Source organism: Corynebacterium stationis, assembly GCF_001941345.1.
Taxonomy (GTDB): domain Bacteria; phylum Actinomycetota; class Actinomycetes; order Mycobacteriales; family Mycobacteriaceae; genus Corynebacterium; species Corynebacterium stationis.
The window spans coordinates 2,119,349-2,140,056 of the sequence record NZ_CP009251.1 but is presented as its reverse complement, the minus strand read 5'-3'; the positions used below and the strand labels follow the sequence as shown (position 1 = coordinate 2,140,056).

Annotated in this window: 21 protein-coding genes; 16 read left to right on the top strand and 5 right to left on the bottom strand. The window is 54.6% G+C overall.

All coding sequences use genetic code 11. The features are described 5' to 3' along the window. Positions 1-71 precede the first annotated feature (71 nt). The 4 genes from CSTAT_RS09970 to CSTAT_RS09955 are packed head-to-tail and all read left to right on the top strand — an operon-like array spanning position 72 to position 3,720. Complete coding sequence (locus CSTAT_RS09970; RefSeq protein WP_066795712.1) at positions 72-1,751, top strand: nitrite/sulfite reductase; 1,680 nt, start codon at positions 72-74, stop codon at positions 1,749-1,751. Then, entirely contained in the window at positions 1,748-1,987 is a 240-nt protein-coding gene (locus CSTAT_RS09965; protein WP_075723336.1) for a hypothetical protein, read from the top strand. Before CSTAT_RS09970 ends, CSTAT_RS09965 begins: the two co-directional genes overlap by 4 nt. Continuing rightward, on the top strand, positions 1,984-2,754 hold the full coding sequence (locus CSTAT_RS09960; protein ID WP_075723335.1) for a sirohydrochlorin chelatase: 771 nt from the start codon (positions 1,984-1,986) through the stop codon (positions 2,752-2,754). The genes CSTAT_RS09965 and CSTAT_RS09960 overlap by 4 nt, the downstream gene beginning before the upstream one ends. 9 nt (positions 2,755-2,763) lie before the next feature. Next, entirely contained in the window at positions 2,764-3,720 is a 957-nt protein-coding gene (locus CSTAT_RS09955; protein WP_075723334.1) for a sulfite exporter TauE/SafE family protein, read from the top strand. Positions 3,721-3,745: 25 nt separating this feature from the next. Here CSTAT_RS09955 and cobA read toward each other — a convergent pair whose 3' ends face one another. Then, complete coding sequence (cobA, locus tag CSTAT_RS09950) at positions 3,746-4,501, bottom strand: uroporphyrinogen-III C-methyltransferase (RefSeq protein WP_075723332.1); 756 nt, start codon at positions 4,499-4,501, stop codon at positions 3,746-3,748. Positions 4,502-4,555: 54 nt separating this feature from the next. Here cobA and CSTAT_RS09945 point away from each other — a divergent pair, with 54 nt between their 5' ends. Both CSTAT_RS09945 and manA read left to right on the top strand, forming a co-directional pair. Beyond that, positions 4,556-5,578 (top strand): hypothetical protein, encoded by a 1,023-nt coding sequence (locus CSTAT_RS09945; RefSeq protein WP_075723330.1) that lies wholly within the window; start codon positions 4,556-4,558, stop codon positions 5,576-5,578. After that, on the top strand, positions 5,578-6,801 hold the full coding sequence (gene manA, locus CSTAT_RS09940) for a mannose-6-phosphate isomerase, class I (protein WP_075723328.1): 1,224 nt from the start codon (positions 5,578-5,580) through the stop codon (positions 6,799-6,801). Before CSTAT_RS09945 ends, manA begins: the two co-directional genes overlap by 1 nt. Here manA and CSTAT_RS09935 read toward each other — a convergent pair. Then, positions 6,795-7,544: a hypothetical protein gene (locus CSTAT_RS09935; RefSeq protein ID WP_075723327.1), complete on the bottom strand. Its 750-nt coding sequence runs from the start codon at positions 7,542-7,544 to the stop codon at positions 6,795-6,797. The genes manA and CSTAT_RS09935 overlap by 7 nt on opposite strands. A gap of 332 nt (positions 7,545-7,876) precedes the next feature. On the opposite strand from CSTAT_RS09935, the gene CSTAT_RS09930 reads away from it, so the two are divergent. The 8 genes from CSTAT_RS09930 (at position 7,877) to secA (ending at position 16,974) form a co-directional block, all read left to right on the top strand. Then, positions 7,877-8,230: a DUF4259 domain-containing protein gene (locus CSTAT_RS09930; RefSeq protein ID WP_075723325.1), complete on the top strand. Its 354-nt coding sequence runs from the start codon at positions 7,877-7,879 to the stop codon at positions 8,228-8,230. Next, positions 8,230-8,844 (top strand): dTMP kinase, encoded by a 615-nt coding sequence (locus CSTAT_RS09925; RefSeq protein WP_075723324.1) that lies wholly within the window; start codon positions 8,230-8,232, stop codon positions 8,842-8,844. Before CSTAT_RS09930 ends, CSTAT_RS09925 begins: the two co-directional genes overlap by 1 nt. Positions 8,845-8,846: 2 nt before the next feature. Continuing rightward, positions 8,847-9,545 carry an MtrAB system response regulator MtrA gene (mtrA, locus tag CSTAT_RS09920; protein WP_066795687.1) on the top strand — a complete coding sequence of 233 codons (699 nt, stop codon included), beginning with the start codon at positions 8,847-8,849 and terminating at the stop codon, positions 9,543-9,545. 82 nt (positions 9,546-9,627) lie between these two features. After that, entirely contained in the window at positions 9,628-11,169 is a 1,542-nt protein-coding gene (mtrB, locus tag CSTAT_RS09915) for an MtrAB system histidine kinase MtrB (protein ID WP_194285157.1), read from the top strand. Beyond that, positions 11,169-12,863: an MtrAB system accessory lipoprotein LpqB gene (lpqB, locus tag CSTAT_RS09910; protein WP_075723322.1), complete on the top strand. Its 1,695-nt coding sequence runs from the start codon at positions 11,169-11,171 to the stop codon at positions 12,861-12,863. Before mtrB ends, lpqB begins: the two co-directional genes overlap by 1 nt. 180 nt (positions 12,864-13,043) lie before the next feature. Further along, positions 13,044-13,469 (top strand): ComF family protein, encoded by a 426-nt coding sequence (locus tag CSTAT_RS09905; protein ID WP_228385250.1) that lies wholly within the window; start codon positions 13,044-13,046, stop codon positions 13,467-13,469. A 158-nt stretch (positions 13,470-13,627) separates the two neighbouring features. Further along, on the top strand, positions 13,628-14,281 hold the full coding sequence (gene hpf, locus CSTAT_RS09900; RefSeq protein ID WP_066795679.1) for a ribosome hibernation-promoting factor, HPF/YfiA family: 654 nt from the start codon (positions 13,628-13,630) through the stop codon (positions 14,279-14,281). A 152-nt stretch (positions 14,282-14,433) separates the two neighbouring features. Then, positions 14,434-16,974 carry a preprotein translocase subunit SecA gene (gene secA, locus CSTAT_RS09895; protein ID WP_075723320.1) on the top strand — a complete coding sequence of 847 codons (2,541 nt, stop codon included), beginning with the start codon at positions 14,434-14,436 and terminating at the stop codon, positions 16,972-16,974. On the opposite strand, the gene CSTAT_RS09890 is transcribed toward secA, so the two are convergent. Continuing rightward, positions 16,971-17,354 (bottom strand): hypothetical protein, encoded by a 384-nt coding sequence (locus CSTAT_RS09890; RefSeq protein WP_066836834.1) that lies wholly within the window; start codon positions 17,352-17,354, stop codon positions 16,971-16,973. The two genes, secA and CSTAT_RS09890, sit on opposite strands and share 4 nt — an antisense overlap. 123 nt (positions 17,355-17,477) lie before the next feature. Between CSTAT_RS09890 and CSTAT_RS09885 the strand changes: the two genes are divergently transcribed. After that, positions 17,478-17,888 carry an HAD family hydrolase gene (locus tag CSTAT_RS09885; RefSeq protein ID WP_066795673.1) on the top strand — a complete coding sequence of 137 codons (411 nt, stop codon included), beginning with the start codon at positions 17,478-17,480 and terminating at the stop codon, positions 17,886-17,888. 1 nt (position 17,889) lies between these two features. Beyond that, complete coding sequence (locus CSTAT_RS09880) at positions 17,890-18,396, top strand: DUF6912 family protein (RefSeq protein ID WP_066795667.1); 507 nt, start codon at positions 17,890-17,892, stop codon at positions 18,394-18,396. Between the two features lie 52 nt (positions 18,397-18,448). Here CSTAT_RS09880 and rsgA read toward each other — a convergent pair whose 3' ends face one another. Beyond that, the gene (gene rsgA / locus CSTAT_RS09875) at positions 18,449-19,438 is read right to left on the bottom strand and encodes a ribosome small subunit-dependent GTPase A (protein WP_075723319.1); all 990 of its coding nucleotides are present in this window, start codon (positions 19,436-19,438) and stop codon (positions 18,449-18,451) included. Beyond that, complete coding sequence (aroA, locus tag CSTAT_RS09870; protein ID WP_211273007.1) at positions 19,431-20,696, bottom strand: 3-phosphoshikimate 1-carboxyvinyltransferase; 1,266 nt, start codon at positions 20,694-20,696, stop codon at positions 19,431-19,433. Before aroA ends, rsgA begins: the two co-directional genes overlap by 8 nt. Between the last annotated feature and the right edge of the window lie 12 nt (positions 20,697-20,708).

Sequence of the window (20,708 nt, the reverse complement as noted above, 5' to 3'; positions counted from 1 at the left end):
TGTATTGTGTGAACTAAGTGGTGTGGATAGGTTGGTTCTAAACGATTTAACTTCCCCACGTTAGGAATCACATGACCATTGCGACTGACAAGAAGCCCCGCCCGAAGCGCACTCCCAAGCCGGAGGGGCAGTGGAAGATTGACGGAATGGAGCCGCTCAATGACGACGAGCGCATTAAGCAGGAAGATCCTGGCTTTTCCGCGAAGCAGCGCGTTATTGATATTTACTCCAAGCAAGGTTTTGCCTCCATTCCACCAGAGGACTTAGCTCCGCGTTTTAAGTGGCTCGGCATTTATACCCAGCGTAAGCAAAACCTTGGTGGTGAGCTTACTGGACAAGTTCCAAACTCGGAACTGCAAGATGAATTTTTCATGCTGCGTATCCGTTTTGATGGTGGCCGCGCAACGCCGCAGCAGCTGCGTGTAGTCGGCGAGATTTCGCAGGAGTTTGCGCGCTCCACCGCGGACTTTACCGACCGTCAAAACATCCAGCTGCACTGGATTCGCATTGAAGATATGCCAGAAATCTGGGAGCGGCTAGAAGCAGTGGGCCTTTCCACCATGATGGGCTGCGGCGACGTACCCCGCGTTATCTTAGGTTCGCCAGTCGCAGGTGTTGCTCAAGATGAAATTATTGATGCCACACCAGCTATTGAGACCATTGTTAACGAGTACCTGCACCGCGAAGATGTGCAGAACCTGCCTCGTAAATTCAAGACCGCCATTTCAGGCAATGCCCGCCAGGATGTTACCCACGAGATCCAGGATGTTTCTTTCGTAGGTACCAACCACCCAGAATATGGCCCTGGCTTTGACTGCTTTGTCGGCGGTGGTCTGTCTACCAACCCTATGCTTGCGCAATCCATTGGTGCTTTCGTACCGCTTGAGCGCGTTCCGGAGGTATGGCACGGTGTAGTCTCTATCTTCCGTGACTACGGCTTCCGCCGTCTGCGCAACCGCGCACGCCTGAAGTTCTTGGTAGCTCAGTGGGGCGTAGAGAAGTTCCGGCAGGTGCTCGAAGATGAATACCTCGAGTCCCCATTGCAAGATGGCATCCCAACCGTTCCGCACATGGGCAACCGTGACCACGTCGGTGTGCACAAGCAGCAGGATGGCAAGTTCTACGTCGGCGTTAAGCCGACCGTGGGACACACCACTGGTGAGCAACTTGTAGCTATCGCCGAGGTTGCAGAATCCTTCGGCATCGAGCGCATCCGCACCACTCCGATGAAGGAATTGCTCTTCTTGGACGTGGATGAAGATGTCATTGAGCCTTTGTCGAAGAAGCTGTCCGAAACCGGCCTGTACCCGAAGCCATCGGAGTTCCGCCGCGGCGTCATGAGCTGCACCGGCTTGGAATTTTGCAAGCTTGCGCACACCACTACCAAGTCTCGTGCAATCGAATTGGTCGATGAGCTGGAAGAGATCATTGGCGATCTCGACGTGCCAATCTCGATTACCTTGAACGGCTGCCCGAACTCGTGCGCCCGCACACAGGTTGCTGACATTGGTTTCAAGGGCCAGACGCTTACCGATGAAAACGGCGACCGTATCGAAGGCTTCCAGGTTCACTTGGGCGGAGCAATGGGTCTGAACCCAGACTTCGGCCGCAAACTGCGTGGACACAAGGTTAAGGCGTCTGAGGTTACGGACTACGTCGTGCGCGTTGTCACCAACTTCAAGGAACAGCGAAACCCAGGCGAGCAGTTCCGTGATTGGGTACTGCGCGCTGAGGATGAGGATTTGTCATGAGGTTTCGCCGCAAACCCAACCCGAACCGCAACCACCCGTTGCACTGCCCATATTGCGCCAGCGAGCTGCTTTTTCCCGATGAAGAAACCGAGTTCGCATGGTCGTGCCAAGACTGCCTGAGGGTATTTTCCGTGCAATTCCACGGTCAAGATGACCCACCGGTAAAGCCGGAGCCAGCGCGGTCTTCGCATGAGGCACTTGCGAATTCCTTGAAAAGGAAAGGCCATGAACTATGAGTCAAGCCTTCATCGCGCTCTCGCATGGCTCTAGGCACCCGCAGGCGGCGGTGGGCATCGACAAGCTAGTTGCCCGTACCTCCTCTGTGACGGGAGCTTTCGGGCAAGCGGCGCACTTGGAATTTGATACGCCTTCGCTTGTCGATGCCGCCGTGAGCCTGAAAGAACGCGGCTTTGAGCGTGCGACGTTGATGCCTTTGCTTTTTACCAACGGCTTTCACATGCGCTATGACGTGCCCAATGTGGTAGCGGAAGCCCAGCGGATAAGTGGTGTGGAACTACACCCCACCGCAGGTCTTGGCACTGGTACTGAGGTCTTGGAACAGCTACGCACCCGGCTTTTCCAGGATGTTGCAGCCGGGGATAACCCGCACGTGATTTTATACGCGGTGGGCTCTTCAAATGTTGCAGCCAATGAAGCAGTCGTGCGCTTGGGCGTGCGCCTTGCCGATGCCACAGGTTTTCAAACCAGCACGCTCTTTGTCACCCCAGGTGTTGGAAGAGCAGGTTTTCTGTGGGGAAATAAGGGACTGCGGCTGCAAGCAACCGCACATTCACGCATTCACCTGCTGCCGCTCTTTGTGACCCAAGGGCTGCTGCTAGATTCCGCGAACACCGCGATGGCAGAGATCATGCACATCACCGGCTCGCAGATTACAAGCTCTGCACCACTGGGGTCGCAGCTCGCCGAAATCCTTGCACACCGCCTCTCCCACGCAAAACGCACTGAAGTCGCTTCCCCAGCGCAAGTGCCCCAAACTACTTAGGATGAACACATGCCAACGCTCATTTTTATTGCCATAGCTGGCTTTGCTGCGCAATTAGTTGATGGCGGAATTGGCATGGGCTTCGGCGTCACCTCCACCACGTTATTAATCTTCCTCGCAGGCCTGGGCCCAGCTCAAGCCTCGGCGGTAGTCCACGCGGCGGAATTAGGCACCACCTTAGTGTCTGGTTTTAGTCACTGGCGCTTTGGCAATGTGGACTGGAAGATTGTCTTCTCTCTTGCGATTCCCGGCGGCATTGCTGCCTTTGTTGGTGCAACACTGTTATCGAATCTGTCCATGGAAGCGGCGCAGCCGATTACCTCGGGCATCTTGTTATTGATTGCCATTAATCTGATTTGGCGCTTTAGCCGCGGGCATATCAAACGCACCTTTTCTAATAAACCGCACGCAAAACCCTTCCTTGTTGTGTTGGGTTCGGTCGGAGGCATGGTTGATGCCACCGGTGGCGGCGGCTGGGGACCGGTCACGACTTCGACCTTGTTGGCCGCAGGCAAAGAAAAACCCAGCCGCATTGTCGGTACCGTCTCCGCCGCTGAGTTCTTGGTTACCTTAGGCGCTACCATTGGCTTTGCCTTTGGTCTGTGGGAGGACATCGTCGCTCACCTGGGCGCGATTGTTGCGATGTTAATTGGCGGCTCTATTGCAGCACCGATTGCAGCGTGGCTGATTTCACGGCTTAACCCCATCGTGCTGGGTGGATTTGTGGGAACCGCCATCGCCGCATTGAATGTATCTAATGTTTATGAAGGCCTGGGTTTTGCACCGTCGACCTTCTGGGTAGTCGTTATTCACGGCGCCATTATTGCCGTGGGTATTGGCGCAACGATTCGTGGCCACCTGAAATCTCGTGCCCAGCGTGCTGCTGAGAAAGCCGCAGAAGCACAAAGCGCGGAGGCTGTTCAAGAAACAACCATCCGCGCCCATGAAGAAGCCAAGACTGGCTAAGCACTAAGCGGCTAGCCCAAGCTATCTAACGCAATCCTGCGACTTCACCTATGACAAAGACTGCTGGAGGCACAATTTGTGCCTCGGCAGTCTTTTCGCCCATGTGGCCCAAGGTGGTTTTGACCACGCGTTCTTCATCCATGGTGCCATTTTCAATAATTGCCACGGGGGTCGAAGAAGCAAGACCACCGGAGAGCAAGGCCTCGGCAATAGCGGTGGCATTGCGCACGCCCATGATGACCGACAGTGTAGCGCCAGATTTTGCAAGTGCCTCCCAATCCACCAAGCTTTTCTCATGTCCTGGTGCCAAATGGCCTGACACTACAGTAAAAGCATGCACGATACCGCGCTGAGTGACAGGAATGTTGGCACACGCGGGAACCGAGACCGCGGAAGTCACCCCGGGGATGACTTCTGAGGTGATACCAGCTTCAGCTAGAGCTTGAACCTCTTCAAAGCCCCGGCCAAAGACAAAGGGATCTCCGCCCTTTAAACGCGCGACCTTTTTCCCCGCGCGGGCATATTCAATCAATAATTCATTGATGCGATCCTGCGACACCGATTTTTTATAGGGCAGCTTAGAAACATCAATAATTTCTTTCGCATCCACATCGCACAACTTGTCCAGTTCCGGAGCTGGGCCTAAGTGATCCGTCAAAATGACATCAGCTTCTTGTAATGCATGCATGCCGCGCACCGTAATTAAATCCCAGGCGCCTGGGCCACCGCCGATAAGAACCACAGGCTTAGGGGAATCTGATAAATGTGCTGAAAGACTCATGTAAATAGATTACCGCGCCACCACGACAAGCAAGCATTTACTAGGCTTGAAGCCATGACAGATGAAGGCTATTTTTCTGGCTCCCAGTATGACCCAGAAACCGTGCGCTTTTTCGATGTTGCACACGAAGGTGCACACATTCGCGCTATCGCCGCACATATCCAGCACTTAAACGTCGTGCGCGGGGCGGAATATCGCTCCATTGTTATCCTGCCAACTGACCAAGTTGCGCGCGCCAGCGCAGAGATGGTGACTGAATTAATATCACCGCTTGCTTGGCCGATTACCATTGCTGACAAGCTGCCACACTTTGTAGGCCCGCTTGATTTAGTCGTAGTGGTAGGAGAGCGCGCCGATGCCGATTGGGCTTCTTTGGCCTTGATTACTGCCGCGCGCAGGGGAGCAACTACAGCGCTTATCGGACCAAATCGTGGGCCACTAGCAGAAGATGCACCGCACGAGACACTGACGTTCCCACTACCGCCGACCGCTGATGGGGGATCCCCAAGCCGTTATATCGCAGGGCTTTTAGCCGTGCTGTGGTCGATCACTGACGCTGAGGTTATCGTCGCTGAGCGCCTGCATGAGCTCGCCGATATCGCTGATGAAGAATTACAGCAGCTTTCCCCAGAACGTGATGCCACAGTAAACCCTGGGCGTGCCCTGCGGGAATTTACCGCCCAGGCGCGTGTACTGCACACTGCAGCACGCATCGATAAGCCAGCGGATCTGCCAGTCGGAATCAATATTGGAATGGCTGTTGCCCGATGTGCCGCACAAATCTGGTCAGCGCACGGGCTATCAGGTGAATTTGTAGAACCTGAACTCGTACCTATGGTGTTAGAACGCAACCAGGATAACTCTGCGCGCGATGACATTTTTTATGACCCTTTCCTGGATGGGGAAAAGACTCTAGTACCCTTAAAAATAATTGTGTGGGGGCAGGCGGAGTCACATCTGCCGCATTCCCTCGCTATGGCATGCACCGATCCTGGCCTCAGTGATTTGGTTTGCGCCGTTCAATTGCTCATCCGCGCCTTTGCCGCGACCGCTTACGATGTTTTGAAGGAAGATTAATGCAACTGCTTAACAGTGCCACCCGAACCTATTCATGGGGTTCTAAGACACTCATTCCGCACTTGCAAGGCAAGGCTGCATCCAATTATCCCATCGCAGAGCTTTGGTACGGCGCTCACCCAGCAGGTCCTGCGACGATTGAAGATGAGCCACTGAATGCGGTTATTGCAGCAGACCCCCAAACAGCCCTTGGGGAAAATGTCGCTGCGGAATTCGACGGCAAGCTACCTTTTTTGCTGAAGATTCTTTCCGCTGATGAACCTTTGTCTTTGCAAGCACACCCGTCTAAAGAACAAGCGCGCCAGGGCTTTGCACGCGAGAATTCCCAAAAGGTCGCCATGGATGCGCCGCAGCGCAGCTACAAGGACGACAATCACAAGCCGGAACTCATCGTTGCCTTAACTGATTTTTATGCCATGGCAGGATTTCGCCCGCTGGTGCACACTCGTGAGCTTTTCAATGCCCTAGATTGTGAAGAGCTCAACCGGTTTACCAGCATGCATATTGCCAAAGGACGTCTGACTAAAGAAGAAGAAGCAGATAATCTTCGGGCGCTATTTACCACCTGGATTACTATTCCTGCAGCCACCCGCCGCGAGTTGATCTCGGCGCTGATGGAATCTTCCAAGCAGTTGCTGACAACGCTTAACTCCACTTCTTGGATGCGCCCAGTTTTAGAGACCATCATTGAGTTAAACGAGCTTTACCCCGGTGACGTGGGTGTTTTAGGTGCGCTCTTGCTCAATCACGTGCAACTAAGCCCTGGTGAGGCGATTTATCTCAACGCTGGCCAATTACACGCCTACGTGCGTGGACTGGGCGTGGAAATTATGGCCAACTCCGATAACGTGCTGCGCGGCGGGCTAACTCCAAAACATGTTGATGTACCTGAGCTCGTGAAAGTTCTATCTTTTAACACGATCAGCGACCCACGTGTTGAGCAGATTAGCTTGTCAGATTCCGCGCAAGTGTTGAACTACCCAGTGCCAGTAGAGGAATACACACTCACGCGCTGTGACCTAAAGGCAGGCGATGAGGTCGTATCCGAAAGTGAGGGGCCAGGCATTATTTTATGCACCTCTGGTACTTTGACGCTGGAGACTCAAGATGGCTCCAGCTTGGAGCTTCTGCCTTCCGATGCCGCATGGCTACCTGCCTCCGATGGTGATGTCACCTTGAGTACTCAGGGTAAAGCTCAAGCTTTTATCGCACGAGTTCAGTAAGAGCTACCAGTTGTAGCGGGCGCCTGCTGCGTCCGCGTTGTCGTTGGCGACTGGCTCACAGTCGTCTGCGGCTTGAGGGATTCAGTCGGAGCAGCAGGGTTTACTGGCTTGCCAGGCTGGGTTGGCTTCGACGTATCCACTGGCTCAGAAGGTTCAGCTGGCTGCGTAGACTCATTTGGCTCCGTTGGCTCTTCGCTCGGACCCGATGGGCGAGTAGTCACATTATCGTCGCCATCTTGATCTGGGCTGGTCGAAGGTGCCGAGCCGTCAGTGGTCTCATCAGGAGACTGCGTAGCTTCACTATCAGATGTTAAAGCCTCTTCAGTCTGATTCTCATCGCCATCGGCGTCGAATTCATTCTGAGCCCCTGAGCTCTGCGCATAAGAATCGTATTCCTCACCGAAAATTGGCTCTGGACGATACACATTGGTCGGAGTTGGGGTTTCACGCTGAGGATTGACCACGGAATTAGGCGCCAAGAACGGGTCATCACCGTAATTCGGGGCAGCGGCCTGGGCAGGAACAGACTCCTGCTCACGGAGTTCCTGGGTTTCAGACTCTTCAGTAGTCTGAGCATCCTTCTTCTCCGTCGACGTATTCTCTGAGGAGGTTTGCGTCGTGATAGTCGGATCCGCGTTGACCGATGAAGGGCTGCCCATTCGCCACACACCAAAACCCACGGCAGCCGCAGCAAGCAGTCCTACCGTGAAAAATATGGTGACGCGACGAACATCTGAATTCACAGGCGCCCTTTCCAGGTTGGTAACAAATTAATAACGAGAGTACCACGAGGGTCTAGTGAGGGGAATACTTTCGCGCGATCTTTTTCCCGGCAGGAAAAACGCGGCTTCAGCAGGCGTTTTCTTCAGGCATGGTCGTGAAACTAGCCCCATTTGTGGTCAACCTCACGCCAGTGGAAGAGTGAGTGTTGTGGCTTGCTTGTTATTAATTGAAGCCACGCCCGGCAGTTATTACTAGGCTAGCGTGACCAAGTTGGCTAGTGTCGATTGTGCAGAATTGCCACGCCTTGTAATCCGCTATAAAGCACGAGAAAAAGTTAAAAGGAGCAGAGCCCATGAGCACTTGGGATGAGCATATTTTCACCAGTGAAGACAATGTCGAATTTCTCGAAGATTTGAACTCCTTGGAAGAAGATGACGTCATCGAAGCAATCCACGACGCCATCATGCTGGCCACCGGAGAAAGCCAAGCAACCGAAGAAGAAGAGCAAAATGCACTCGCGGCAGCCACCATTGCTGCTATCTGGGCAGGTGCACCTTTCACCGCGGGGGATGTTGTATCCAACTACCCGTATATCCGTGACCTAGTGGGCTACTCCGCTGAGTCTTTGAACGAAAAGGCAACCGAGCTTCTTGAAGAAGTAGAAGAAGAGTTTGACCTCGAGCCATTTCTTGAAGCCCTCGCTTAATGATTATTGCGATTGAAGGAATTGACGGCGCTGGAAAAAACACGCTGGTTCACAAGCTGCGCGACGCATTAGATATTCCGGTGGAGGTCTTGAGCTTTCCTCGGTATGCGGATTCTATTCACGCTCAGCTTGCCCAGGAAGCGCTGTACGGCCGCATGGGGGACTTAACCTCGTCGGCCTATGCCATGGCGACGTTATTTGCCTTGGATCGCCACGGCGCGAAATCGCAATTAGAGGCGGCCGCAGAGAGCTCCTCGCTGTTGATTTTGGATCGCTACGCGGCATCTAATGCTGCATACTCTGCTGCCCGACTGGGTGATGATGCGGTCATGGACTGGGTTTATGAGCTGGAATTCGATCGTCTTGGCTTACCGAAGCCCTCCTTGCAGGTGTATCTCTCCACGCCGGTTGAGGTTGCGGCGCAACGCGCCTCATCACGAGAAGCAGAAGACGCCACCCGCGAGAAAGACCAGTATGAAAAAGACTCTGATCTGCAGTCTGCAACAGCAGCCGCTTATGAGCGACTCGCAGCTTGCAATTGGGCTGGCCAGTGGATTGCTACCGCGGATCAAGGTAGTATCATCGGCAAAGTTCTCGACCTCGTAGGGGAGTAAAAGTGGCGCCAAAAATCCTGGTGGTAGATGATGATCCTGCCATTTCGGAAATGTTGACTATTGTCCTCGAATCCGAGGGGCTCCAGCCCATCCCCATTACCGACGGAAATGATGCAGTCCCAGCCTTTGAGCAGCATAATCCGGATCTCATCTTGTTGGACTTGATGCTTCCGGGAATGAATGGCGTGGACATTTGCCGCGCGATTCGCCGAGATTCCAACGTTCCTATTGTCATGCTCACCGCGAAGACTGACACCGTTGACGTCGTGCTGGGCTTGGAATCCGGGGCGGATGACTATGTCACTAAGCCTTTCAAGCCGAAGGAATTGGTAGCGCGCGTGCGTGCGCGTCTGCGCCGTACGGAGACAAAGTCCTCGGAGCTTATCGAGGTCGGCGACTTGTTCGTTGATGTCTCTGAGCACACCGTGACCCGCCGCTCCCCGCAAGGCGGACCAGGCGAAGAGCTTTCTTTGACCCCGCTGGAATTTGACCTGCTGGTGGAGATGGCTCGTAAGCCAGGCCAGGTCCACACGCGTGAGGAGCTATTGGAAAAGGTGTGGGGCTACCGTCACGCCTCGGATACTCGCCTGGTGAACGTGCACGTGCAGCGTTTGCGCGCCAAGATTGAACATGATCCTGAAGATCCGCAGATTGTGTTGACCGTGCGCGGTGTTGGTTATAAGACTGGTAAAAACGACTAGTTGCTAGTTAGTTTTTCATCAGTGATGGAGGCATTCAGTTATTAAGTCCCGGTTGCGCCATTTACGCGACGTCATAAGTGAAATGTGGCGTACCTCGTTGCAGGTACGCGTCATTGGCATGATTTTGGTTGCCTCCACGGTGGTCATGATCATCTTGGCTTATGCGCTTGTATCGGTGCTTACGCAGCGTCTGGTTGATCAAAAGATTGGCATCGGGGATCAAGAAATTGATCGCGCGCGCATTGCCGTCGAACAGCAAATTAATGCCACTGGGGCAGCGAACTCTGTCCAAGTGCGTATTAACTCAGCGCGGGCTTCTTTGACTCAGCTAAGCGCCGAAGGCGGGGAGTCGAATACCACCTACGAGCCAGTCATCGTGGTGGAAAACTCCAGTGGGGAAATAACCACTGCACCCGAGGGCTATCGCATCCCTGAGCCTTTGCGTAATTCAGTGGCTAATGACCAGGTGGCGTATCAATTTACAACGATTGACCAGCCAGGCGGGTCGAGCTACCACGCGCTAGTGGTGGGTACTCCGACCATGGCAGATATTCCCGAACTGCAGCTTTATCTGGTCATGTCCATGGAAAATGAAGAATCTACCATGGCACTGATGCGCGGTTTGCTCTCTGCCGCCGGGGTGGTCGTAGTCGTGCTGTTGGTCGGTATTGCATGGCTTGCTATTCAGCAGGTTATTACCCCGATTCGTTCGGCCTCGCGCATCGCTCAGCGGCTTGCCGCCGGACATCTGCGCGAGCGCATGGTGGTTGACGGCGAAGATGAGATGGGGCGTTTGGCTGCCTCGTTCAATGACATGGCGGATAAGCTGTCGAAGCAGATTACGCAGCTGGAAGAATACGGTGATCTGCAGCGCCAATTCACTTCCGATGTCTCGCACGAGCTGCGCACGCCGCTAACCACCGTGCGCATGGCAGCAGATTTGATCGCGGATGATGCGGACAACCTGGAACCGCATACGCGCCGTGCTAGTCAGTTGATGACCCGTGAGCTCGACCGCTTTGAGGAACTGCTGGCGGACTTGCTGGAGATTTCACGCCACGATGCGGGCGTTGCAGACCTACAAGCATCGTCGATGGATATTCGTTCGTGCATCGAATCTGCGATGCAACAAACCGAGCACTTGGCTAAAGAACTTGATGTAAAAATCAACGCGAACTTGCCGGACTATCCCGTTAATGTGCAAGCCGATTCCCGCCGCATTGAACGCGTGCTGCGCAACCTTTTGGCCAATGCCATCGACCACTCCGAAGGCAACCCCGTCACCATAGATATCGGACATACCGAAACTGCGGTTGCGGTTGCTGTGACAGATCAAGGCGTGGGCCTTAAGGAAGGCCAGGAAGAGTTAGTATTCAACCGTTTCTGGCGTGCCGATGCTTCTCGTAAGCGTCATTCCGGCGGCACCGGGCTGGGTTTGGCGATTGCCCGCGAGGATGCGTCATTGCATGGAGGTAGCCTGGATGCCACGGGTATCCCGGGCATCGGTTCCCGGTTCCGCCTTATTATCCCGCGTGAACCTGGAGCAGCGTTTGGGGAAGAACCTTTGCCTTTGGTGCTTCCAAACGCACCTGTGGTCATTGATGAAGAAAGCGAGGAGAAGTAATGAAAAAACGTCTCATCGCTGCCCTCGCCATTCCAGCTTTAGTCCTATCGGGTTGTTCAACCTTGCCGAATAATTCAGACCCGCATATTCTGCGTTCTTTTTCCCCGCAACCTGAAGTAGACCCGGCCGTGGGCCCAACTCCTGGCCAGGAAGCTGACCTGTTGGTCCGCGAATTTTATGCTGCAGCTGCGATTCCTTCCTCGGACTATGGTGCTGCACGCTCCTTTTTAAGCCCAGAAGCTGCACAAAATTGGGATCCAGAAGAGTCCATGCGGATTGTGGACCTCATTGAGCTGACCTCACAAAATACCAACCGCTCAGACCAGCGTGCCTTCACCGTGCGCGGCAGTGTCATTGGTTCGATTGCCTCCGGCGGCAGCTATGTGCCTGAAAATTCGGGCTATGAAACAACCATCCGCATGGAGCAGGTCGATGACGAATGGCGCATTACCGACTTGCCTGATGGCGTGGTCTTTGAACGCACCGAGCTGCGTAATCATTACCAGCCATTGCCCGTCTACTTTTATCGTCAAACCGCCGGGGTATTAGTTACAGATCGGCGCTGGCTCTTTGGCAGCCAAAACTCGCTCGATGCGCAATTGATTACCTTGCTATTGGCGGGCCCTTCCTCACGCTTGGCACCGGCGACCACCAATGTCGTACCCGATGATGCGGCGTTCTTAGGCATTGAGAACGGTGTCTATAACTTCGCCGGCATGCAAAATATGTCTCCTGAAGACCGCCTGCGCTTTGCGGCGGAGCTGGTATGGACGCTATCGCACGCGGGTATTCAGGAACCTTATACGGTAACGGCAGATGGTGCCCCGCTGGTAGAAAATCTAGAGACCATGACTACCGATGACTTCGCGGAATATAACCCCCGCGTTGCCTCTAATTCGGTAGCGCCGCTCTATGCTCTCCACGAAGGCGATATCTTGCAGGTCTCCGCCAATGCCGCTGAACCTGTAGCCGGGGGATTGGGCGACGGCGGCAATATTGAATCTGCCGATATCACCGCTGATGGAGTTATCGCTGCGGTACGCCGAGAGGGAGATGAATCGCGATTTATCTTCGGTGATATTGAAGGCGATATCGAAGAAGGTTTAAGCGCTGAGACTATTTCGCGCCCGACCTTTGAAAATGCAGGCCAGTCTGCGTGGACCGTCGTCGATGGCGATGAAGTCATGCGTGTTGTGCGCTCTCCGCAAACTGGGGAGCTGACCACCACGCGCGTGATTACCACAGATTTGGACTCTATCGAGGGTGAAATCTCTGTTATTCGGCTTTCAAATTCAGGTGCGCAAGCGGCAATGATTATCGGTGGTGAGGTTTACATCGGTGTTGTGGAGCGTGAACGTTCAGGTGATTTCCGCCTGACGAATATCTACAACCCCGCCAGCGAATTGGGTGGCACTGCGCTGAGTTTGGATTGGCAGGCAGATGGCTCCTTGGTGGTGGGCACATCCACCCAAGAAGCGCCGGTGTGGCGCGTGGAGCAAGATGGCTCCTCGGTGTCTACTTTGCCTTCGGGCAATATCACCATTCCCGTGGTGTCGATTGCCGCGTCGCCGTCGACGTTGTACATCACCGATTATCACGCGATGCTGCAGTTGCCCGTGGAAACTGAATCTACCTACTGGCGTGAGGTCCCGAGCATGCAGGGAATGCGCTCCGCACCGATTGTGGCCAATTAGATGGAGCTTTTACTCCCGCGGTCGTGCGCGGGGTGTCGCGTACCGGGGGCAGTTTTGTGCCGGGGCTGTCAAGAGGAATTACGGGAGCCACCGCGTCGTATCTATCGCAGATCGCTTCTCGATGTCCCCGTGTTTACTCTCGGCTCCTATTCCGAGGTGCGGCGAAATATCATCTTGGCGATGAAGGAATATAACAATCGCGCGGTACGTCCTCATGTTGGAGCGGTGATACATGCAGCATTGGACTATTTGGTTGCCCGTGGAGATATTCCAGCCACGGTGGCGCTCGTGCCTGCCCCCACGCGTAAAAAGTCAGCGGCGTTGAGAGGCGGGGACCCGGTGGTGGATATGTGCCGCGCTACGGGAAGGGAAGTTCATCGGTGCGTGCGGATTTTTAAAGGGGCTGCCGACCAGTCCACCCTCTCGGCTGAAGAACGTCGCAATAATATGCGCCGCAGCGTCGAGCTCTATGCCCCCGCGCCAAAGTCCCCGGTCATGGTGATTGATGATGTTATGACCACAGGTTCCACGCTTGCTGCCACCGTAGAAGTACTGCGTGGAGCGGGGGCGAAAATCGCCGGGGGATTAGTTTTTGCCGATGTTTAGGGACATAGGTTATGACCACTGCTAGAATGGGAGTTGTCACACACAGTAGCAATTGCTAACTAGTAAACAATTACCTACTAGAGATTGTTTACTGCTTGTGAGTACATCCGGCCCCAGGGGTCCAAATGTTTGACCCCGCGATCACAGGGAGGCAAGTCATGACCGACACCACCACCGCAGCAAAGGTCACCATTACTGGACGCAATGTTGAGGTGCCAGAGCACTTCTCCGACCGAGTAAAGGCAAAACTGGCAAAGATCGAACGACTTGATCCAACGCTGACCTTCTTCCACGTAGAACTGCAGCATGAGCCAAATCCTCGCCGTGACGCGCAGGCAGAGCGCATTCAGATTACCGCCACTGGCAAGGGACACATTGCCCGTGCAGAAGCAAAGGAAGATTCCTTCTACGCCTCGCTAGAAACCGCTGTGGCAAAGATGGAACGTTCGCTGCGCAAGGTTAAAGTGCGCCGTGAAGCTACCAAGTCCGGCCACCGTGCACGCAAGGGCACTGGAGAACTCGCTGCTGAAATCGTTGCTGATGCAGAGGCAGCACGTGCACAGGCGCGCGAAGACCGCCTGGTTGACCCATACGCAGAAACCGTTGAGGACCAGCGCCCAGGTCAGGTAGTGCGCTCCAAGGAGCACACTGCAACGCCAATGAGCGTCGATGATGCTTTGAGCGAGATGGAACTGGTCGGGCATGATTTCTACCTCTTCATCAATGAAGAAACGCAGCGGCCATCCGTGGTGTACCGTCGTCACGCATTTGACTATGGTTTGATTTCTTTGACCGAGGACGCAGAATCCTAAGTCTTAACTAGTTTGCTCAGTCGCATTTGAAAGCAAGTGCGACTGAGCTTTCTACGTTTTACTGGGGAGCTAAGGCAGTACTAATGCGTTTCTTGCGTACAATAGCGGGGAGCTAGTCAACAATGTCGTGGAAGTAAAGGAATAAAATACAAGTGTTTGGACTTTCCAAGCTGCTACGGGCGGGTGAAGGACGTACCGTCAAGCGGCTCGACAAAATGGCTGACCAAGTCATTGCTCTTGAAGACGATTTTGCCGCGCTTTCCGATGAAGAGCTCAAAGGCAAGACCGATGAGTTTAAAAAGCGCTTAGCCGACGGAGAAGGACTCAACGACATCCTTCTTGAGGCATTTGCCACCGTGCGCGAAGCTGCGTGGCGCGTGATGAACCAGAAGCACTACAAGGTGCAGATCATGGGTGGCGCGGCCTTGCACTTTGGCAACGTTGCTGAGATGCGCACTGGTGAAGGTAAGACGTTGACCTCCCTGCTTCCGGCCTACCTGAATGCCTTGGAAGGCAAGGGTGTGCACATTGTGACTGTCAATGACTACCTTGCGCGTCGTGACGCGGAGATGATGGGCCGTGTGCACCGCTGGTTGGGTGTATCTGTTGGCGTGATCTTAAATGACATGCGTCCGCAGGAGCGCAAGGAAGCTTATGATTGCGATATCACCTACGCGACCAACAACGAGCTTGGCTTTGACTACTTACGCGACAACATGGTTCGTAACCTGAAAGACTGCGTGCAGCGTGGACACCACTACTGCATCGTCGATGAGGTGGACTCCATCTTGATCGATGAGGCTCGTACTCCGTTGATTATTTCTGGCCCGGTTGATGGCTCGTCGCAGTTTTACGGCGTCTTTGCCACCCTGGCTCCGCGCATGCGCGCGGGCATCCACTATGAGGTTGACATTAAAAAACGCACCATTGGTGTCTTGGAAGAAGGCGTGGAATACGTCGAAGACCAATTGGGCATCGATAACCTTTATGCGCCTGAACACTCCCAGCTGGTGAGCTACCTAAACAATGCGCTCAAAGCCAAGGAGCTGTTCACCCGCGATAAGGACTACATCGTGCGCGATGGCGAAGTCCTTATTGTTGACGGATTTACCGGTCGTATCCTTGCGGGCCGTCGCTATAACGAAGGTATGCACCAGGCTATCGAGGCCAAAGAGGGCGTCGAGATTAAAAACGAGAACCAGACGCTGGCGACTGTTACCCTGCAGAACTTCTTCCGCCTCTACGACAAGATCGCTGGCATGACCGGTACCGCAGAGACCGAGGCCGCGGAGCTCAATTCCATCTACGGTCTGGATGTTGTTTCTATCCCAACTAACCGTCCGAACCAGCGTGAGGACCACTCTGACCGCATCTATAAGACGCAGGAAGCCAAGTTTGCTGCCGTTGTGGATGACATTGCCGAACACGTGGAGCAGGGGCAGCCAGTTTTGGTTGGTACCACCTCTGTGGAACGCTCGGAATACTTGTCGGAGCTTTTGACCAAGCGGGGCGTGAAGCACAATGTGCTCAACGCGAAGTACCACGAAGAAGAAGGCAATATCGTTGCGCGTGCGGGTCGCCCCGGCAACGTTACGGTTGCTACCAATATGGCTGGCCGTGGTACCGATATCGTGCTGGGCGGAAACCCCGAAGTTATCTTGGATATGAAGCTGCGCGAGCGCGGGCTTGATCCTTTCGATGATGAAGAGAAATACCAGGAAGCCTGGGACGCAGAAATCGAGGATGAGCGTGAGCGTTCCAAGCGCCTCGGTGATGAAGTCCGTGAAGCCGGCGGTCTCTACGTCCTAGGTACGGAACGTCATGAGTCGCGTCGTATTGATAACCAGCTGCGCGGTCGTTCAGGCCGTCAGGGTGACCCTGGTGAGTCTCGTTTCTACTTGTCCATGCGTGATGAGCTCATGGTGCGTTTCGTTGGCCAGTCCATGGAAAACATGATGAACCGCCTGAATGTTCCAGATGATGTTCCGATTGACTCCAAGATGGTGTCCAATTCCGTTAAGGGCGCGCAGGCACAGGTTGAGAACCAGAACTTTGAGATGCGTAAGAACGTTCTCAAGTACGACGAGGTCCTCAACGAGCAGCGCAAGGTTGTCTACGCAACCCGCCGTGAGATTTTGGAAGCATCCGATATCAAGGACAATATCCGTTCCATGGTCGCTGACACTGTCGCTGATTATGTCGCTGCAGCAACTGCTACGGGTTATGTCGAGGACTGGGACCTAGACCAGCTGTGGAATGCTTTGGACGTCTTGTACGGGCCAAATATTGATGCACAAGAGCTTGTCGATGGCTCCGAGTACGGCGCCCCAGGTGAACTTACCGCCGAGCAACTTACCGACGCATTGGTCACTGATGCTTTGGCGCAGTACGACGACTTGGAAGAACGTATTTCTGCTATCGGTGGTGAGAAGCAAATGCGTGATACTGAGCGGATGATCATCTTGCCGGTCATTGATAATAAGTGGCGCGAGCACCTGTATGAGATGGACTATCTCAAGGAAGGCATCGGCCTGCGCGCGATGGCACAGCGTGATCCTTTGGTGGAATACCAAAAGGAAGGCGGCGATATGTTCAACGCCATGAACGAAGGCATCAAGGAAGAAACCGTGCGCCAGCTGTTCATGTTGCGCAAGCAGATGACTGCCCAAGAGCAGGAGCAAAAGCAGGCCTAAAGCAGCCGGAAGGCGCGCAGCTTGTCCTGTTGCGCAGAAAGCCTTCCGGTAAATGCGAACTGCTTATCACCCAAGATGGCGGTACCGAAGTATTCGCCATCTTCGCGCGCGTGCAGTGATTTCATCCACATCCGCGCATTATTGCGACCGTGGATTCGAGACCATGAGCTCAAATGCGTGAGGATAGAGGGGTCAAAGTACCTGGGTGATAAATGCGCCAAAGGCCTTAAGCCGGAGGCGACATCGAGCGCGATCTTTATGAGTTTGCTGGTGAACACCTTTTGTTCAGAGTCCATGTTGCTGGATGGAGCTGAATAAATAATTGGGTCGTCTGGGATAAAGCGCATCAAATGAGCACATCCAGGGATCGGTTGATACACGTGGTGGGACCTTTCAAATGAGGATCCCAGGCGGTAGATTGTGGGCTTAGCAAGCATTATTACATGAGATTGCGCTAGTCTCGAGTTTAATTTCGTATAAATCTTTTTGGAGGAAGCACTTACATGCGTGGACTGATCGTTGACTATGTCGGCGTCTTAGACGGGCCAGACGAAGACGTAAAGCGTTGGAAGACGCTGCTCTCGGCGGCTAAAGCAAATGGGGTCGACACCGCGATCTTGTCTAATGACCCAGGTGGCCCTGCTGCAGAACCTATCCGCGAGTGGGAATACAAGGGCCTAGTAGATGCGGTAATCCTCTCTGGTGAGGTGGGCGCAGAAAAGCCAGATCGCGCTGCTTTCCAGGCTGCTGCAGATGCGCTCGATTTGCCATTGAGCGACTGCGTGATGGTTGATGACAACATTCTCAATGTTCGTGCTGCGGTAGAAAACGGCATGATTGGCATGCTGTACACGGTCTTTGACCGCACCAGCGTGGAAGTCCAGGCAGTCTTCGACCTCGAGGGTGAGTTCTAAAGTGCGCGTCTACCTACCCGCGACTTTCAACATGCTGGTGGAACTCAATGAAAATAGTGAGTTCTTCGCGCGCTCTGGTTGGGGCTTTGCCTCCACGCAGGCGCTCAATGAGTTCTACACCGAAGGTGATGAAGAAGAGATTGCCTACTCGGCATTCCTCGAAGCTTCCATGGCTTCACTTCGTCTTTTGGCAATCGGCGATGAACCACACTTCCCACGCCGTCGCGTGGTCATCTCCGCGGATATCGATGACGCACAGATTACTCCGATGCCCGATATGGGCGACCCAGTAGTCAAGCTGGATCCTGCGCGCGTGAGCTTAGATGACGTTGTGTGCGTACACGTTGACGTCGAAGAATCTGAGGCTGCGACGGCGAAAGCCATCGAGGTCATAGACACCGCCGATTTAGGCGATCAGGATGCTGAGCTCGCTGTCGGTGATGCCTTGGATAATTTCATGGCTTATTACGATGTCAGCGAGCTCCCATTCCTCGTCGAGCTTCTTTAGGGCAGTTACTCTAATCGAGCTTTCTTGACGGAGCTGCTCGATAAGAGCAGCGCTAGTACTCGTCGTTACTGCGTAAGGCAGTTAAGAGGGCCCTTACTGCGTCGCGTCTGCGCGCAGTCGAGGTGCCCTCTTCTATTGTGTCTAGGGCACATTCTGGGTCGGCTGGGGGACCGGCATGGCTGCAGCCACGGGGGCAGTCCTCGACGATAGCCGCGAGGTCGGAAAATACCTCGAGGACGGTGTCTGCGTCCACGTGTGCCAGCCCGAAGGAGCGGATACCGGGGGTATCAATGATCCAGCCGGCATCATCGGGCAAACGCAGCGCAACAGACTGGGTAGAAGTGTGACGGCCTTTGCCGACTGCTGAAACTTCGCCGGTTTCACGAAACGCATCAGGAACCAAGCGGTTAACCAAGGTGGATTTTCCAACGCCTGAATGCCCAATGAGCGCGGTGACATGCCCGGAGATAATCTGTGAAACAGCCTCGAGGCCGTCATCGACGCCGGCTTCGACAACCGTGACGTTCAAGTCCGCGAAAGCCTCGGCAAAGGGGGCAGCATCTGCTAGATCGGTCTTGGTTAGACACAAAATGGGGTCGATATTGCCCACAAAGGCCGCAATCAGGGCGCGTTCGACAAAACCTTCGCGCGGTGGTGGATCTGCGACCGCGGTGACGATCAACATCTTGTCAGCATTGGCGACGACGATGCGCTCATAAGGGTCAGTGTCATCAGCGGTTCGGCGCAGCACAGAGGTGCGCTCTTCGAGCTTGACGATGCGCGCCAGCGTATCCTTTTGCCCTGAAGTATCTCCTACGACACCGACGCGGTCGCCGACTTCCACCGGCGTGCGGCCCATTTCGCGCGCACGCATAGCGACTACGGTGGGGCCGTAATCTAGCGCAACACCCCACCTGCCGCGGTCTTTGGTAATAACCATCCCAAATTTCGCGTCTTTGTGTAGAGGTCGGTCTTTGGTGCGTGGGCGTGAGCCTTTGCCGGGGCGGACACGGACATCAGATTCGTCATACCGTCTAGCCATGAGCGTTGAGCATCTTCTCCCACATCTGTGCAAAGCCCGGCAAGGTCTTTGCGGTGGTGTCGATGTCGTCGACTTCTACGCCTTCAACGCGCAGACCAATAATTGCGCCGGCGGTAGCCATGCGGTGATCGGCATAAGACTTCCACAGCCCACCGTGCAAAGGCGCAGGGTTGATTTCTAAGCCGTCTTCAAGCTCAGTGACATCGCCACCGAGGTTATTAATCTCGGTAGCCAGCGCCTTGAGACGGTCAGTTTCATGCCCGCGCAGGTGCGCAATGCCGGTCAGGCGCGAGGGGGTATCTGCTAAAGCAGCGAGAGCAGCGACGGTGGGGGTCAGCTCGCCAATCTGCGACATATCAAGCTCGATGCCTTTGAGCTTGCCTTCTGGATTACCGACAGCGCGGAAGTATTCCGGAGTCTGCTCAGCAGTAGCGCCCATATCCATGATGATCTGGCGGAAAGCATCTCCTGGTTGGGTAGTGGTGGCTGGCCAGTCATTGACGGTTAAGACTCCGCCGGTGACCAGCGCAGCTGCCAAAAATGGGGTGGCATTAGACAGGTCCGGCTCAATCTTCCAGGTGCCACCTTGAATAGTGCCTGGGTGAACCTTCCACCAATTCTCGCCTACTTCAACTTCCACGCCAGCTTGACGCAGCATGGCAACGGTCATCTCGATGTGCGGCATTGAAGGCAAGGTGCCTCCCTCGTGACGCACGGTAATCCCTTGCTCATAACGCGGAGCCGAAAGCAGTAGCCCAGAGACGAACTGAGAGGAGCCGGAGGCGTCAATGGTGAGCTCGCCGCCGGCCGGTACGCCAGTTGAGGTCACGGTCATCGGTAGCGTGTCAGCTGAGACTTCCACGCCGAGCTCGCGCAACGCCTGCGACATGGTTGCCATGGGGCGTACGCGGGCCTGCTCATCGCCATCGATTTCCACTGGACCGGAGGCCAGCGCTGCCACAGGCGGGATAAAACGCATGACGGTACCCGCGAGCCCACAATCAATGAAACCACCGGAAAGCTCACCGGGGGTGATGCGAATATCATCGCCTTCAGCTTCAACACCAACGCCTAAGCTACGCAGCGCCTGCGCCATCAAATCAGTATCGCGCGAGGTGAGCGGATTATGCAGCAACGAGGGGGAGTCCGCAAGGGCGGCCAAGATGAAGGCTCGATTGGTTATTGATTTGGACCCTGGAATCGGTTGGGTCCATTGAATAGGGCCTTGGGCCACGGGTGCAGTCCACGAATTTGTCATATCAACCATAAT